Below are 14,926 nucleotides of genomic sequence, written 5' to 3' on the forward strand. Positions count from 1 at the left end.
CTATCAGGCTTAAGTAGTATAGTATGTTTTTTAGAACTCTGCATTTCCTGGAGTTCGAGGGAATGCAATTACATCCCTAATATTCCCCATTCCAGTGACGAAGAGTACCATTCGCTCAAAGCCAAGCCCGAACCCGGCATGAGGGGTAGCTCCAAACCTTCTCGTGTCTAAGTACCACCACATTTCTTCCTGTGGGATATTCATTTCTTCCATTCTAGCGGTGAGCACATCCATGCGTTCTTCACGCTGTGAACCACCTACTATTTCACCAATTCCAGGGAAAAGGATATCCATCGCAGCAACAGTCTTTCCATCATCATTTTGACGCATGTAGAAAGACTTGATGTCTTTCGGGTAGTCGGTAAGGATTACTGGTTTTTTGAAATGTTTTTCTACCAAGAATCGCTCGTGTTCAGATTGCAAATCTGCTCCCCATGCATCAATCAGGTATGTGAATTTCTTCTTTTTATTTGGAGTAGAGTTTCTAAGAATTTCGATTGCCTCCGTATAGGTGATTCTCACGAAGTCATTATCTGCTACGAATTTCAGCTTATCGGTTAAACTCATTTCGCTACGTTGGTCAGCTGGCTTGGATTTATCTTCTTCCTGAAGTCTAGCGTCAAGGAAAGCCAAATCCTCGGCGCAATTATCTAAGGCATATTGAATCACATATTTCAAGAAATCTTCTGCTAGATCAGCATTGTCCTCTGCATCATAGAATGCCATCTCAGGCTCAATCATCCAGAACTCAGCCAAGTGACGAGTTGTATTTGAATTCTCTGCACGGAAAGTTGGGCCAAACGTATAAATATCAGCAAGAGCCATAGCTGCTAATTCACCTTCCAATTGACCGGATACAGTTAGGTTAGTTTCTCTTTCGAAGAAATCCTGCTTGTAGTCGATTGTTCCTTCTGCAGTCTTTGGAGGGTGTTGCAAGTCAAGCGTAGTTACTTTAAAAGTCTCACCAGCCCCTTCAGCATCCGATGCTGTGATGATAGGTGTATGTATATAAAAGAAGCCTTTATCGTTGAAATACTTATGTACAGCATAAGCCAATGCATGTCTTACTCTGAACACTGCGCTGAAAGTATTTGTACGCATTCTCAAATGAGCATTTTCCCGAAGAAATTCCATGGAATGCTTTTTCGGCTGTAGCGGATATTTCTCAGGATCAGCTTCGCCTAATACTACTATTGCTGTAGCATTTAGCTCAGAGCTTTGTCCAGCTCCTTGAGACTCTACCACATTTCCGGTTACTTTCAAGCAAGCGCCTGTGGTGCATTTTTTTAAGACTTCCTCAGAAATCAAATTTGGGTCAGCCACCACTTGGTAATTGGTAATAATAGAGCCGTCATTCAGTGCAATGAATGAAACATGTTTGTTTCCTCTCTTTGTACGTACCCAGCCCATAAGCGTCACTTCTGTTCCAATCGGATTCGTGTCCAGGATGGTCTTGATTTTGACTCGTTTGTTAAATGCCATTTGGTGATTTGTTAATGCAGTAATTAATTCCTGCGAATAATTTAAAGGAATGCAAAAAAACGATTAAATAAGCTTTTTATCAAAAAATTGCTCGTTTTTCCTAACTTTGGCATAAGGGCTTTTTCAAGAGAAAAGGCCTTTTTTGAACCCAAACAGCAGGTTTTACCAAATACTTAATGCAAAAGTTAAATCTTAGCCAGTCACTTTCCCAGAAGCTTTCGCCTCAGCAAATACAATTTATCAAATTGCTGCAGGTGCCAACAGCTGAATTGGATACCAGAATCGAAGAAGAACTCGAGATTAATCCAGCGCTGGAAGAAGGAAAAACAGAAGAAAAGGATAATGCAGACGAGGAATTTGATGATAATTATGAAGAGGAGCCTCTAAAGGATGACCGTGATGTAAATATAGACGACTACTTGGACGACGAGTATGGTGGCTATAAAATGCAAGGTGACGGCAATTACAATGCGGATGAAGAAGATAGGGAAATGCCTATTTCGAGTCAGTCCTCACTTCACGAGCAACTCGTCTCACAGTTAAGTTACCTCAAATTAGATGATAGAGAAAAGATCATTGGGGAGCAGTTGATTGGAAGTATTGAGAATGATGGATATATCCGTAGAGACCTAGAAGCAATAATTAATGATTTGGCATTCAGCCAAAATATTGAGACGGATATTGATGAACTGGAGGAGATTTTGAGAAAGATCCAGAATTTTGATCCAGCAGGAATTGCCTCTAGAAATCTTCAAGAATGTCTTACGATTCAGTTGGAGCGCAAGGAGCATCCCGATGATCCTACTGTGCAAAATGCGTTAAGGATCATGCAGGACTGTTTCGATGAATTTACTAAGAAACATTATTCAAAGATTCAAAAGCGTTGTGATCTGACAGATGAAGAAACGAAAGAAGCTGTAAATCTGATCACTAAGCTCAATCCTAAGCCAGGAGGAGTAGCTGATGGTTTGGTGCGTACGCAGTACATTATTCCGGACTTTATGCTTACCAATGTGGGCGGTAAATTTGAAATTAGCCTCAACTCTAAGAATGCTCCGGAACTAAGAATCTCACGATCCTATTCTGAGATGTTTGACGCATACGATAAGAGTGATAAGAAGGATAAAAAACTAAAGGAAACTGTCACTTTTGTGAAGCAGAAGCTGGATGCTGCCAAGTGGTTTATAGATGCCATTAAGCAAAGACAGAATACTCTACTTAGAACCATGGAGGCTATTCTCCAGTATCAAAAAGAGTTTTTTATCGATGGAGATGAAACCAATCTTCGCCCAATGATTTTGAAGGACATCGCAGAGAAGATAGATATGGATATATCTACCGTCTCGCGCGTGGCAAATAGTAAAGCAATTCAGACTGAATTTGGCGTGTACCCACTTAAATACTTTTTCTCTGAAGGTATAGCTACAGATAGTGGGGAAGATGTGAGTAACCGTGAGGTGAAATCTGTTCTTCAAGGAATGGTGGATGCTGAAGATAAAAAGAAACCTCTTTCTGACGATAAGCTCGTAAAAATGCTAAATGGCAAAGGCTATAATATTGCGAGAAGAACCGTTGCGAAATACCGTGAGCAGCTACAAATCCCAGTTGCTAGATTAAGAAAAGAATTATAGTGGGGAGGATTTTTTCGTTAGTTATTTCAGTTGTTTTACAGCCCTTAGTCATTCCAAGTTTAGTTTTTGGTTTGATGCTCTTTACTGTACCGGAGTCTACCAGCATACCAGCAGAGTTCAAATCCAGAATTTTTTATCTCATTGTTTTATCCACTTTGGCAATTCCGATGATAACAATTTTGGGGTTGAGGCTGAGTGGTACACTCAAAAGTGTTCACATGGCTGAGCTGAAGGATCGTGCTATCCCATTTTCCGTGACCAGTATATATTATGTCCTTACTGTTTATTTTTTGTATCAAAAGAAAGAACTCGACCCCATCTTATGGCAAGTACTCGGTGTAATTACCTTGGCAATTGTAGGGCTTACCTTGGTTACATTTGTTTGGAAGATGTCTGCGCACTTGACAGGAATGGGGGGGCTGATCGCTTTAGTCCTTGTGTTAGGGCTTAAATTCCCTACGTTTCAGCCACTTTACCCATTACTGGCATCCTTGGTGATGACTGGGCTGGTTGGGACGGTAAGGTTGTTCTTGGAGGCTCATAAGCCTATTGAAATTTATGTTGGTCTATTCTTTGGTTTTACCCTTTGCTTTGTAGGTTTTAGCTGGATTTGGGCATAAAAAAAACCGAGTAGATACCCGGTTTTTCAAATTCAAATTGGAATAGTTTTTAGAATACATTCACGGCAATACCAAAATTGATTTGGGTAGCTTCAGTACCATTTGGTCCCATGCCCTTCTGAAAAACTTTATTAAGTCCAAAATAACTCCATGCGTAAAATCCGGGAGAACCTGCTTTCACCGAAATACCATATCGGAATTTTTCAAAACCGTAATTTTGGGAGTCTTTGATTTGTCTCTTCAGGTTATCTGAATTTTCATACTTTACCTTGGTGTGCGATTCGTACAGGTATCCAAATTTCCCTCCTACGCTTACTGCAAAGCCTTTCGTATAGTTCGTTTTATTAAAGTGATAAACGAAATCCAAGGGGATATCAAAGTAATTAGCAGCTACTACGTTCTTCTTAATGTTGATATCGTCTCCCAGTACCTCTGTGATATCTTGTAAAATGCTCGATTCAGGGCCTAAAGCAGGATTGTTATATAAGGTCTGATTATCCTTGAAAGCATACTTGTCAGTTCCTACTCCTATCCCAATGTCCATAGTGAAACCTGAAGCATCTCCAAAAATAGAAATAGGATATTGATAGTAAACGTTGAATGTACGAGAAGCAAAGAAGTTGATACCAAGGTCTTCAGCCCTATTGTTAAGTTGGTTGAATCCAAATTCTAGCTTTAAATCACTTGGAATATTTGGTCTTCCTCCGATTGGAGTTTTTTGCTTTTTGGCGATTTGTAAGCTGTCCTGAGCGAATGCTCCTTGAATCAAAACAATTGCGAACAGGAAGGTGTATATTTTTTTCATCAAATTTGTTTACTTAAATGCACTCAATGCGGGCAAAAATAGGAAATCCCAAATGATTTACCCCTTTTTTGACCTTAATTATTCTTAAGGAGAAACGCATGTATAGGAAGAAAATTATAAAAATTCTATAAGGTGGTGCTTGGATAAAATCTAATTTTAAATACCTTTGCATTCCAATTCGGCTTCGTAGCTCAACTGAATAGAGCACCTGATTACGGCTCAGGAGGTTTCAGGTTTGAATCCTGACGAGGTCACAAGGTAAAAGCTTCATAGATTTCTATGGAGCTTTTTTGTTTTTTTATCTATTCTCCATTGTAACCACTTTTTTTTAGAAAGAATTTTTACTCATTTTAGTCAAACTATTCACTCCTTTGAGATTTCAATGAAAAAGTATCTTCCATTTCTGATTCTTGTAATAACTGGTTGCAGTCTTTTTGAGGAGACTGACCTAGTGGATATCCAAGATATAGATGGGCCTTGCACCATAATCCTAACAGATGGATCCAGTGTTGTGAGTAATGGTAATATTGAAATCAGTAAAAGGACTCAGGCAATCACCTACCGTGATGAGAATAATAAGATCTGGTCACTTTTCAAAAATGATTACACAAGTTTTACATGTGAATAGTTTACGTGCTTTATGTTTTCTACACAAAAAAGCCCCAATAAGATTTGACTTATTGGGGCTTTTTTCAAACGTTTTTTCAGAATTATTTTTTGCGGGTTGAGTCTGCTGCTTTCATCGCATCTTCCAATTTCTGCTGGAATTTTGATTTCTTTTTATTTACGTTTTTCGCTTTGCTCTCTTCTACTTTTGCTCTGATTTTTTCGTCATCTACAAATAGCTTGATCAAGGCTTGCTGACCAAATGTAACCATGTTGGAAACGAAATAGTAGAAACTTAACCCTGCAGGATAGGAGTTTAGGATAAACATAAACATCACCGGCATGATATAACCCAAGTTTTTCATAGGGCCTGTCGCCGTAGTAAGTTGGTTGTTAAAGTGCGTGTAAATAATCTGAGACACCGTCATCAATAGCGTGAACATACTCACATGAGATCCATAGAAAGGGATGGTAAACGGAAGTTTGAAAAACACGTCATAGGTAGAAAGGTCATTAGCCCAGAGGAATGATTCTTGGCGTAGTTCTATCGCATTTGGAAAGAAAAAGAACATAGCAAACAAGAAGGGCATTTGAAGTACCATAGGCAAACAACCTGAGATAGGACTTACTCCCAACTTAGAGAAGAGCTTCATTTGCTCTTGTTGCATCTTGGTTGCGTCGTCGCCATACTTTTCTTTCAGTTCGTCTATTTCTGGCTTGATCACACGCATTTTAGCCATACCTATGTAGGATTTATAGGTGAGCGGGAAAAGCGCAAGTTTGATCAGAAATACGATGATTATGATGATTACACCGTAGTTGGTAAAGAACTTCTCTAAGAATGCGAACAGATTGACGATAATGTATTTGTTAACCCAGCTGACGAAGAAGTAACCCATGTCAACATTGTCCTCAAATCCATCTGTGACCTTCTTGAGCGTATTGTATTGATCTGGTCCGAAATAATAAGTAAATCCAGCTTTACCCTCCTGAAGCGGAATGGATAAGCTTGTAGCCATATTACGAACAATGGTACTGTCTGCTTCGGGTGTACTTTGGGTGATTGTGACGCTCTGGAACTCCGTGTCCGCAATCATTGCTGCAGTAAAGAATCGTTGACTAAAACCTACCCATTTGACAGGTTCAGGAATAGTTTCAGTTTCTAAATCATTACCCGCTCCCAGGTTATCAAAAGATCCGGAGGTAGTATAATAATTAAGCTGAGCTTGTCTTCTAGATTCCGCAAGATTGCTTTCTTGGGCGATTACTTGGTCTTCCCAATTCAGCGCTAGGGCGTTTCCGGTAAATACACCTTGATAGCGATCTATTTCAAAAGATTTGTGTACTTGGTAGCTGCCATCGGCAAGAGTGTAAGTTTGGATGATTTGTCCACTTTCTGTCCCTGCCTTAAGGGTTAGGGTTTGGATCGTTTTCCCGTCTTCATCTAGGCTGCTATTTACAGTAGGAGTGAAATAAAGATCATTCAGATCTATTGGTCCATTCTTGCTTTCAATGATGAAATCCATTTTAGAACTTTCTTCATTGAAAAGCTCCAACGGCTCCATTTTCCAGCTTTTGTACTCCTTTAGAATTACCTTTGTGACTTGCGCTCCTTTAGATGAAATTTCAACCTGGATAAGATCGTTTTCAAGAGTAAGAGTCTCTTCTTCTCCTACTGTAATACTTGCTAGTGCTCCGTATTTTGCTAGTCTTGCTGCATCCAGAATGCTATCACTTTCAGAAATAGTCTCTGTTATTGCTGGTTGGTTTGCTCCATTTGATTGAATCGATTCTGATTGAGTAGTAGTGGCTGTTTCCACTTCAGGTATCTCAGGCGTACTCGCAAAGAAAAACGAATAGACAAGGATAACCGCTGCAAAAAGAATCAAACCAGTTGCTTGATTTCTGTCCATAAAGATTAATCGTAGTCCCGAAAATAAAGCTTCGGGGGGTTTTATTTAATTTTTTTGTCGACAGCCGACTGAATGAATCTCACAAAGAGAGGCTGCGGGGTTAATACTGTGCTTTTATATTCTGGGTGGAACTGAACTCCAACAAACCAAGGATGGCTCTTGATTTCCACAATTTCTACCAAACCTGTTTCAGGATTTTTACCAGTGGCAATCATGCCATTGCTTTCCATTAAATTCAGGTACTCATTGTTGAACTCATATCTATGGCGATGTCTCTCCTGAATTTTTGATTTTCCATAAGCCTGGTAAGCCTTACTTCCTTTTTTGAGGTCGCAAGCATACGAACCAAGACGCATAGTTCCGCCCATTTGATCAATATTTTTTTGCTCTTCCATTAATCCAATTACTGGATTGCTCGTATTTGGGTCCATTTCAGTGCTGTTGGCGTCTTTCAGATTAAGTACGTTTCTAGCAAATTCAATCACCGCTACCTGCATGCCTAGACAAATCCCAAGGAATGGGATGTTGTTTTCTCGGGCATATTTTACAGTCTCAATTTTCCCTTCAAAACCTCGCTCACCAAATCCTGGTGCAACTACAATTCCATCCAAATCAGTCAGCTTTTGAAGGATGTTATCTTGATTTAACTCTTCCGATGAAATCAACCGAAGGTTTACATCGCACTCAATAGATGCGCCTGCGTGTGTAAAGGATTCGATAATGGATTTATATGCATCAGGTAATGATACATATTTGCCTACTATTCCAATGGTCACTTCTTGCGTAGGATTTTTAAGCTTGCCTAGGAAATCTTTCCAGTTCTCCAAGTCGGTGTTTTCTTTGGAAGAAAGCTTAAGTTTCGTCATTACGCGCTCATCCAACTTTTCCTTTTTCATTAACAATGGAACGTCGTAAATAGAGTCGGCATCCATTGCTTCTATCACATTATTCAATTGAACGTTGCAGAATAACGCCAGCTTCTTTTTCACATCAGAAGGCAAATGGTGTTCTGTACGGCAAACTAAGATGTCAGGTTGAATACCGGCTTCTAATAGTTGTTTGACAGAGTGTTGCGTTGGCTTAGTTTTTAATTCCTTCGCAGCTTTGAGGTATGGGATTAGCGTTAAGTGGATTACTAAGAAATTATTAGGTCCTAGATCCCATTTCGCCTGTCTAACGGCTTCAATGAAAGGGAGAGATTCAATATCGCCTACGCATCCACCAATTTCAGTAATTACAACGTCAAATTTTCCGTCTTCACCTAGTTTATAAAAATTCGCCTTGATTTCATCGGTAATATGTGGGATGACCTGTACTGTCTTACCTAAGAATTCTCCTTTGCGCTCCTTGGTGATCACATTGTTGTAGATCCTTCCTGTTGTAATATTATTGTCTTGAGAGGTGGGTATATTCAAAAATCGTTCGTAATGCCCAAGATCTAGATCTGTCTCAGCTCCGTCATCTGTCACATAGCATTCGCCATGTTCATAGGGGTTCAGAGTTCCTGGATCGATGTTCAGGTACGGGTCGAATTTTTGGATGGTTACCTTGAAGCCTCTGGCTTGTAGCAACTTGCCTAGTGAAGCTGCGATAATGCCTTTGCCAAGAGAGGAAGTAACGCCTCCGGTAATAAAGATGTATTTGGTGCTTGAAGCCATAAGAATGGGGGAGGATGGAAATTTGATTGGATTCTTATGGGGCTCAAAATTATGGAAAAATTCCCGATTAATGGCTTTTTGAAGTTTAAATAGATCACTTTTCTCGAATTTATTGGGGTTTAATGAGAAAACACACCGTGACAATACATGTCAATTTTTATTGTTTGGGTTCTCTGAAAAAAGCAAGTATTATTTTGTGGCAACGTGTTTAAGTATTGGGCTTTTGTAATGTCATTCCGTGATAATCATTTTAAATCCATTAACCAGATTAATTCTATATCCAAAGAAATTACTCTAGTAGGTCGAATCAGTAAGGAGCGAAAAGGAAGTGCTTTTTAGATACAACTAGATGATAACGAGTTTCTTATGATTAATCGTGTAGCTTTATATAATACTATAAGGTGGATTATGTTTGAATCAAACCATGATGTTTTAAACTCGGTTACTACACTTATTGATGTGCTTTAAATAGATTGGTAAAAAGTAATGTGCTAATTGCCGAATCAAAAGTATGCAGAAGATGCGCTTTGAGAAATTAGTGTCAATTGTCCATCCTTGCGAGTTGTATTAATTATTAAGTTCATCCAAAGTTATATGGATGACAGTAATAAATTGTTGCCTTAATATGAAATATTATGGTGTGCTTTTATCCGGTTTTTTTGTTGAGTGTAAAGGTGAAGACAAAAAGCTGAATGAAGAGATAGAAGGAGTATCCAATTTGAAAAATAATAGCGATAGGATTACGTTTTTTTTCTCTAAGTAATGATTAAATAACTCGTTATTCCTATATAAAATCTCAAGCTTCTCTATCCGAAATTGAAGGTGGTGCTGAGTACATTCAAGAAGGAGGGAGGCTTTGTTTACTAAATTTCATGAACTAATAGATTCCCTTGTGAATGAAATAAATATTAAAATGTATAGTACCAACCCTCCTAATTGTTCGTTATAAAAACAATATAACAGTGCTGTTTTTCAAAATTTTAATTCGTTTAGATTGGTGCAAAAAAGGATGTGTGATTTTAAGCAGAGCTAATTTCTGGCGGTTAAAAGATTCTTATATGTTAAAAAATCTATTTATTTCTGCATAAAACAATAGAAAGTATGATATTTATTTATATTGCGTACGGTTTGTAATTAATGATTATTAACAGAAAAAAAATATGAGAGATTTAATCAAAGAAGCTATTGCTGACCTGAAAAAAGGCGATGGATTTATTTATGTAACATCTGACGGAAGTAAGATTGATTTACATGAGGCTGCTTCTAAGGGTATTGCAGTGACTCCTGTAAACCCGAAGGATCAAGTAATTAAGAAATTAGAAGCTGCTGGTCTTTATTTAAATGATGGCAGATTCCTAAATGAATTGAACGAATTGATATCATTAGTGACTGGTAATAGTACTGCTAGTAAAACTTCTAAAAGAAGATCATTCACTGATGCTGAAAAAAGTAAAATAGTTGAAGAGTGGAAAAAGGTAGAGGCTGCTGGTAAAAAAACTAAGGCGGCATTTGCTAGAGAAATTGGAGTAGGATATCAGACATTTATCAACTGGTTGAGAAGTTAATTCACATTCAATACAAAAAAAGGACAGCTCTTGGGCTGTCCTTTTTTCGTTATACCTGTTAGGTTATAAAATATGATTCTCCGCAATGATGCCAGACACCTTAATTTCTGCGCTTATCAGGTAGGCAAACCGATACTTCGGATACGAAGTAGAAGTGACGAGGACTCACGCAGTGGCGGGACAGGCTGAAGTAGCCTCAATTCTTAATTTTAATATATCTTATTGCCTTTGCCACCTTACTGGTATAAAAGTGGATATGCCTATTATGAAATTTTCCACTTTCGTAAGTTTGTAATGATTGTAAAAATAGCCAGAATAATAAATCCTACTAAAGACTGCATTACGATTGGTGATAAATTAATCACAGGTAGAGAGATTTTAGGTAGTGAAAATGCCATTTCGGGAAATTTCATCTCTGGTAGTTGACTAAACAAAGAATTTGCTTCGCTGCCATTAGGAACAAATAAAAAGACCGCAATAAATAATGTTATCAAGGTCGTTCCTATAATCTTCCATGCTACAGAAGAAATAACTGGCTTATAGACTGATATTGAGGGGTTTGGTTTTATTTTTTTCAATATAGATTTATGAAAACCTTTCGAAGGAGAAACTGTCCCCAACTCTGTGATAAATTGTCGAATATAAATTTCTTCCTGTTCTTGTTTTTTCATAGACTCATTTTTTTTAAATTCATTTTGTGCTGTTCGAGTCAAGATATTTTTGCAAATACCTACTTGTGTTCCTACTTAAATGCTAACTAGCTAAGTTTGGCTTGATTTATAGCAAATGAATTAATTCATTATTAGTTATTTTTTGGAGGGATAATAAAAGACTTTTTCTTCCTCTGTGTAATAGGATTTTGACATGTGAGCTTGTCAAGCCCATTATTTCTTCAATTTCTCTTATGCTTTGTTCTTCCAAATAAAACAAAGTAAGGGCAGCTGATTCTGCTGGTTTCATAGTATCCAAGCCTCGTTTTATTACATCTTTTCTTTCAACCAATTGAAGCGACTTTAATCCATCCAAATAGTCTTTTGAATTACTTTCCATTTCCTCAACCTCATCCAATTGGACAGTATAATTCTTGGATTTCCTCAACCTTCCTAATGCTTCATTATATACAATTGTATAGAGCCAAGTAGTAAATTTTGATTTTCCTTCAAATGTTTTCAAGGAATGATACGCTTTCATGAAGGCATCTTGACTCGCTTCCTCGGCTTCTTCCTTGTTTTTTAGAATTCTCATTGCCAAAGTGAATACATATTTCTCATGCTTTTGGATCAATTGTCCATAAGCATTCATATTACCCCGTAATGTTCTTTCTATATATAGCTGGTCTTCCTGGAATCGCATTTTTACATTGGATGCATTAACCTGAAAAAAAGTTACAGTTTTTTCATTGGACTTGTAACCTTTTCCAATGCTACCCACATCATAGAAGAAAAAACACATAGCATATGGCAGATACCATCTTAGTAACCCTGATTATTTTCTCTTGTATTTTCGGCGTCATCTTTATTTTCTTGACCACCCGCAACAAGGAAAGGCTAGCACTGATAGAAAACGGTGCGGATGCAAAGCTCTTTAACTCTGGTAAAAAGTATGGCTTTGGTCAATTTATATTGAATTTGGCGCTTCTAGCAATAGGGGTAGGAGTTGGAGTGTTAGTAGGAGCACTATTCAATAATTTCGGAATCGAAGAAGGAATCGCATTTACTTCTTGCATTTTTATTTTCGGAGGTATAGGCTTGATGTCAAGTTTTTTCATGAACCGAAAACTTGATAAGGAGGAGAAATAAGACCTCATTAAATTCTTTTCATAAACCTTCCTTTTTCAGGGAAGGTTTTTTTTGGTTTTACCCCAAAACAGCTTCCTCTCAAAATTCTGATTATTTTTGTGAAAAAATAATCAATTTGGATCACGCACAATTACTATCAGCTTTTAGAGAAAAAGGTTTTCTTCACCTGAAAGAAGGAAACGGGAAAGTAATCACCCTAATGAAACCAGAGCTTTGGAAACCTGAAATGGGTGAAGACTGGACATTTTTACTTTTTGATTTATTCCAGATCCGCACCATTTGTGAGCCATTCTCAGAGGTTTCATTGGATATCGTAGAATATGCAAACAAGCCAACGGTATATCATAGTCCTGCGAATCGTATTATTAAAAATGGACCTATTGTGAATGGAGTGCTAAAATTCAGTCTCATTTTAGAGCCAAACTGGAACAAATTATTATTTCAAATTTCCCAGCCAGTTCTTGTGAATTTGAACTCCAAGGAAATGTCTGGCCAACAAACACCTTTATTATTTCCACTGCTGAGTCCAAGTACAAAAGAAATGTATTTAGGCCCCGATGGGGATGTTAAAATTATTAAAGGATGAATTTCAAATCGCATCTTGACAAATTCGAAGTCTTCGATAAAGTAGCAAAAGCTGCTTCTAATCTGGGGTTGGAAACTTACGTGGTAGGCGGCTATGTAAGAGATTTGATTTTGAAAAGAGAAAAAGATGGGCTGAAGGATATTGATTTTACCTGTGTGGGTAGCGGAATTGAGCTTGCAAAAGAAGTAGCCAAACAATACGATGAACATGTGCCACTTTCTGTTTTTAAGAATTTTGGTACCGCCATGCTTAAGCTCGATAATTGGGAATTGGAATTTGTAGGAGCTAGAAAGGAATCCTATAGATCGGATTCAAGAAAACCAATTGTCGAATCGGGGACACTTCAGGAAGATTTAGAAAGGCGGGATTTTACGATTAACGCAATGGCTATTTCTTTAAATAATAAAGATTACGGCAATTTGTTAGATCCGTTTGATGGGCTTTCTGATATCAAAAAGAAATTGATACGTACACCACTTGAGCCCAATATCACCTTTTCAGATGACCCACTTCGTATGCTTAGAGCAGTCCGATTTGCAGCTCAACTAGATTTTGATATAGACAGTGCTACCTTCTTTGCATTAAGTGAAAACGCACATCGTCTGAATATCATTTCTTCGGAACGAATTATTGTCGAGCTCAACAAAATCATTGAAGTCAAAAAGCCTTCTTATGGGTTTAAATTACTTTTTGCAGGGAAGTTACTTCATGAGTTTTTCCCGGAAATGGTGGACTTGCAGGGAGTAGACTCGGTAGATGATAAATCACATAAGGATAATTTCTACCATACGCTGCAAGTTCTTGATAATGTGTGTCAAACTAGTGATGATCTTTGGCTTCGTTGGGCAGCTATTCTACATGATATAGCAAAGCCAGCTACTAAGCGCTTCAACAAAAAGGTCGGATGGACATTTCATGGTCATGAAGACAAAGGAGCTCGAATGACACCTGGGATTTTCAAGAGACTAAAGCTTCCTATGGATGACAGGATGAAATATGTGCAAAAGCTCGTGAAACTTCATCTACGTCCCATAGCCTTAGTCAAAGATGAAGTGACGGACTCAGCGATGAGACGGTTGCTTTTCGAAGCAGGAGATGATATTGATGATCTTATGAAACTTTGTCGTGCTGATGTCACGTCTAAGAATAACAAGAAAGTGAAACGTTACTTGGAGAATTTTGATAAAGTAGCTCAGAAGCTTATCGAAGTAGAAGAAAAAGACCAAGTCAGAAATTTCCAACCTCCAATTTCTGGTGAGGAAATCATGGGAGTTTTTGGATTGAAGCCTTCAAAAATCGTTGGAGATATTAAAGAAGAAATTAAAGAAGCTATATTGGAGGGCAAAATTCACAATAATCCTGATCAGGCACGTGAATTAATGCTGGAAATTGCCAAATCCAAGGGATTGTCACCAGTATTAGATCGCCCAAATTCGTAAACTAAATCAAAAAATCCATCTAAAATGAAGCACGTATTACTCATGCTGCTTATGGCCTTTTGCGCCAGCACTACTATTGCCCAGACTGCCGATTCTGTCTCCAGACTTGATCCAAAACTCAAAAAAACCTTGAATGCAGCGGATCAGGCTGCCTATCAATTGGCTATGCGCTACAATGATATGGCTTCTGCTAAAAGTTTTCTGTATGAATTGATCGTAAGAAACCCCGAAGATATTCGTTACATTGAAATGTTGGGCTCACTTTATTATGAATCAGGGCAGTCCATGTCAGCAGCTCTTGTTTCAATGGATGTGCTGAAGGTCAATGATAAAAGTATCGCTTCTTTAGAAATCGCAGCTTATTCATTAGAGCAAGTTGGAGCTTTGGAAAAGGCACTTCCATACTTTGAAAGTCTTTACCTACTCAGCGGAGATAATTTTAGCCTTTATAAAACTGGTTATCTTCAATACAGCTTGAAAAAATACCCGGAGGCGTTGAATTCTATGAACATGCTGATCAAAAATGCTAAGCCTGAGGATAAAGTTGGTTTTCCTAAGTCTCAAACAGAAACTCTGGAAATTAGTATGAAGGCAGCAGCGTTGAATCTGAAAGGAATGATCTACTTGGATCAAGGTTCTAAAACTGAAGCAAAGGCCGCATTTGAGGAAGCCATTTCCTTGGATCCATCATTTGATTTCGCCAAAGAAAACCTTGCTAAGACAAATTGATCAATTTAGTCTCAGTAAAAGGAAACCGGTAGATATACCGGTTTTTTTTGTTTTATGACGATTGTGAAAATAGGCCGCTTCACCTTTCGTCAG

Annotated in this window: 14 protein-coding genes and 1 tRNA gene; 9 read left to right on the forward strand and 6 right to left on the reverse strand. The window is 38.0% G+C overall.

The window, feature by feature from the left end:
- Window positions 1-30: 30 nt before the first annotated feature.
- Window positions 31-1,482, reverse strand: a complete 1,452-nt coding sequence (gene asnS, locus QOL76_RS17175; protein ID WP_283414193.1) for an asparagine--tRNA ligase — start codon at window positions 1,480-1,482, stop codon at window positions 31-33.
- Window positions 1,483-1,658: 176 nt separating this feature from the next.
- Between asnS and rpoN the strand changes: the two genes are divergently transcribed.
- Window positions 1,659-3,113: an RNA polymerase factor sigma-54 gene (rpoN, locus tag QOL76_RS17180; protein WP_283414194.1), complete on the forward strand. Its 1,455-nt coding sequence runs from the start codon at window positions 1,659-1,661 to the stop codon at window positions 3,111-3,113.
- A 74-nt stretch (window positions 3,114-3,187) separates the two neighbouring features.
- The gene (locus QOL76_RS17185; RefSeq protein ID WP_283414195.1) at window positions 3,188-3,733 is read left to right on the forward strand and encodes a PA-phosphatase; all 546 of its coding nucleotides are present in this window, start codon (window positions 3,188-3,190) and stop codon (window positions 3,731-3,733) included.
- Window positions 3,734-3,782: 49 nt separating this feature from the next.
- Here the strand turns inward: QOL76_RS17185 and QOL76_RS17190 are convergent, their stop codons facing one another.
- Window positions 3,783-4,538: a porin family protein gene (locus tag QOL76_RS17190; RefSeq protein WP_283414196.1), complete on the reverse strand. Its 756-nt coding sequence runs from the start codon at window positions 4,536-4,538 to the stop codon at window positions 3,783-3,785.
- 180 nt (window positions 4,539-4,718) lie between these two features.
- On the opposite strand from QOL76_RS17190, the gene QOL76_RS17195 reads away from it, so the two are divergent.
- Window positions 4,719-4,792, forward strand: a tRNA-Arg gene (locus tag QOL76_RS17195).
- A gap of 128 nt (window positions 4,793-4,920) precedes the next feature.
- Complete coding sequence (locus QOL76_RS17200) at window positions 4,921-5,166, forward strand: hypothetical protein (RefSeq protein ID WP_283414197.1); 246 nt, start codon at window positions 4,921-4,923, stop codon at window positions 5,164-5,166.
- Window positions 5,167-5,248: 82 nt separating this feature from the next.
- Here the strand turns inward: QOL76_RS17200 and yidC are convergent, their stop codons facing one another.
- Together yidC and pyrG are read right to left on the reverse strand one after the other, a co-directional pair.
- Window positions 5,249-7,057 carry a membrane protein insertase YidC gene (gene yidC / locus QOL76_RS17205; RefSeq protein ID WP_283414198.1) on the reverse strand — a complete coding sequence of 603 codons (1,809 nt, stop codon included), beginning with the start codon at window positions 7,055-7,057 and terminating at the stop codon, window positions 5,249-5,251.
- A 41-nt stretch (window positions 7,058-7,098) separates the two neighbouring features.
- Window positions 7,099-8,715: a CTP synthase gene (gene pyrG, locus QOL76_RS17210; protein WP_283414199.1), complete on the reverse strand. Its 1,617-nt coding sequence runs from the start codon at window positions 8,713-8,715 to the stop codon at window positions 7,099-7,101.
- Window positions 8,716-9,875: 1,160 nt separating this feature from the next.
- On the opposite strand from pyrG, the gene QOL76_RS17215 reads away from it, so the two are divergent.
- Entirely contained in the window at window positions 9,876-10,280 is a 405-nt protein-coding gene (locus QOL76_RS17215) for a hypothetical protein (protein ID WP_283414200.1), read from the forward strand.
- 263 nt (window positions 10,281-10,543) lie between these two features.
- Here QOL76_RS17215 and QOL76_RS17220 read toward each other — a convergent pair whose 3' ends face one another.
- On the reverse strand, window positions 10,544-10,951 hold the full coding sequence (locus QOL76_RS17220; protein ID WP_283414201.1) for a hypothetical protein: 408 nt from the start codon (window positions 10,949-10,951) through the stop codon (window positions 10,544-10,546).
- 106 nt (window positions 10,952-11,057) lie between these two features.
- Window positions 11,058-11,732 (reverse strand): RNA polymerase sigma factor, encoded by a 675-nt coding sequence (locus tag QOL76_RS17225; protein WP_283414202.1) that lies wholly within the window; start codon window positions 11,730-11,732, stop codon window positions 11,058-11,060.
- A gap of 5 nt (window positions 11,733-11,737) precedes the next feature.
- Between QOL76_RS17225 and QOL76_RS17230 the strand changes: the two genes are divergently transcribed.
- The 4 genes from QOL76_RS17230 (at window position 11,738) to QOL76_RS17245 (ending at window position 14,833) form a co-directional block, all read left to right on the forward strand.
- Window positions 11,738-12,079, forward strand: coding sequence for a DUF6249 domain-containing protein (locus tag QOL76_RS17230; RefSeq protein ID WP_283414203.1), 342 nt, complete (start codon window positions 11,738-11,740; stop codon window positions 12,077-12,079).
- Between the two features lie 115 nt (window positions 12,080-12,194).
- A complete protein-coding gene (locus QOL76_RS17235) occupies window positions 12,195-12,665 on the forward strand; it encodes a hypothetical protein (protein WP_283414204.1) in 471 nt (156 codons plus the stop codon).
- Window positions 12,662-14,104 carry a CCA tRNA nucleotidyltransferase gene (locus QOL76_RS17240; protein WP_283414205.1) on the forward strand — a complete coding sequence of 481 codons (1,443 nt, stop codon included), beginning with the start codon at window positions 12,662-12,664 and terminating at the stop codon, window positions 14,102-14,104. Before QOL76_RS17235 ends, QOL76_RS17240 begins: the two co-directional genes overlap by 4 nt.
- A gap of 24 nt (window positions 14,105-14,128) precedes the next feature.
- Window positions 14,129-14,833 (forward strand): tetratricopeptide repeat protein, encoded by a 705-nt coding sequence (locus QOL76_RS17245; protein ID WP_283414206.1) that lies wholly within the window; start codon window positions 14,129-14,131, stop codon window positions 14,831-14,833.
- The last annotated feature ends 93 nt before the right edge of the window (window positions 14,834-14,926 follow it).

The organism is Algoriphagus winogradskyi (genome assembly GCF_900182815.1).
GTDB lineage: Bacteria > Bacteroidota > Bacteroidia > Cytophagales > Cyclobacteriaceae > Algoriphagus > Algoriphagus winogradskyi.

Coding starts and splice junctions, on each gene's coding strand:
- asnS (WP_283414193.1), bottom strand. CDS start 1,482: ATGGCATTTAACAAACGAGTCAAAATCAAGACCATCCTGGACACGAAT.
- rpoN (WP_283414194.1), top strand. CDS start 1,659: ATGCAAAAGTTAAATCTTAGCCAGTCACTTTCCCAGAAGCTTTCGCCT.
- QOL76_RS17185 (WP_283414195.1), top strand. CDS start 3,188: ATGCTCTTTACTGTACCGGAGTCTACCAGCATACCAGCAGAGTTCAAA.
- QOL76_RS17190 (WP_283414196.1), bottom strand. CDS start 4,538: ATGAAAAAAATATACACCTTCCTGTTCGCAATTGTTTTGATTCAAGGA.
- QOL76_RS17200 (WP_283414197.1), top strand. CDS start 4,921: ATGAAAAAGTATCTTCCATTTCTGATTCTTGTAATAACTGGTTGCAGT.
- yidC (WP_283414198.1), bottom strand. CDS start 7,057: ATGGACAGAAATCAAGCAACTGGTTTGATTCTTTTTGCAGCGGTTATC.
- pyrG (WP_283414199.1), bottom strand. CDS start 8,715: ATGGCTTCAAGCACCAAATACATCTTTATTACCGGAGGCGTTACTTCC.
- QOL76_RS17215 (WP_283414200.1), top strand. CDS start 9,876: ATGAGAGATTTAATCAAAGAAGCTATTGCTGACCTGAAAAAAGGCGAT.
- QOL76_RS17220 (WP_283414201.1), bottom strand. CDS start 10,951: ATGAAAAAACAAGAACAGGAAGAAATTTATATTCGACAATTTATCACA.
- QOL76_RS17225 (WP_283414202.1), bottom strand. CDS start 11,732: ATGTGTTTTTTCTTCTATGATGTGGGTAGCATTGGAAAAGGTTACAAG.
- QOL76_RS17230 (WP_283414203.1), top strand. CDS start 11,738: ATGGCAGATACCATCTTAGTAACCCTGATTATTTTCTCTTGTATTTTC.
- QOL76_RS17240 (WP_283414205.1), top strand. CDS start 12,662: ATGAATTTCAAATCGCATCTTGACAAATTCGAAGTCTTCGATAAAGTA.
- QOL76_RS17245 (WP_283414206.1), top strand. CDS start 14,129: ATGAAGCACGTATTACTCATGCTGCTTATGGCCTTTTGCGCCAGCACT.